At 52.3% G+C, this 486-nt stretch carries 1 pseudogene; it reads right to left on the minus strand.

The annotated features are described in order from the left end of the window. Window positions 1–486 (minus strand): annotated as a pseudogene (locus ACTHUG_RS11410) (hypothetical protein); the annotation flags it as partial.

Below are 486 nucleotides of genomic sequence, written 5' to 3' on the forward strand. Positions count from 1 at the left end.
TTTTGGTGGTGTGGTGGTTGTTGGGGTGTGTGTTGTTTGGTTTGTTGGTGGTGTTGGGTGTGTGTGGGGGGTGGTTTTGTGGGTGGTTGTTGGTGGGGGGTGTGGTTGTGGTGGTTGGGTTGGGTTGGGTTGGGTTGGGTTGGGGTTGTGTGTGGTTTGGGGGGTGGTTTTGGGTGGGGTGGTGTGTTGGGGTTTGGGTGGGTTTTTTTTGGGGTTTTTTGTGGGGGTTGGGTTGGTTTTGGGGGGTTTGGGTTTGTTTTTGGTGTTGGGGGTTTTGTTGGTGTTTGTGGTTGTGGGGGTGGTGTTGGGGTTGTTGGGTTTTGGTGTGGTTGGTGGTAGTGGGTTGGTTGTTTGGTGTGTGTTGGGTGTTTTGGTGTTGTTGGTGCGTTTTTTGTGTTGGGTTTGTTTGAGTTTTTTTGAGCTGGGTCGGTCCAGTGTGGGATTGATGTTGCCTGGGGTGGGGTATTTTGGGTTGGCCGTGTTGTT

The sequence above is a fragment of the Neisseria sp. P0022.S009 genome, assembly GCF_051956675.1.
Lineage (GTDB): Bacteria > Pseudomonadota > Gammaproteobacteria > Burkholderiales > Neisseriaceae > Neisseria.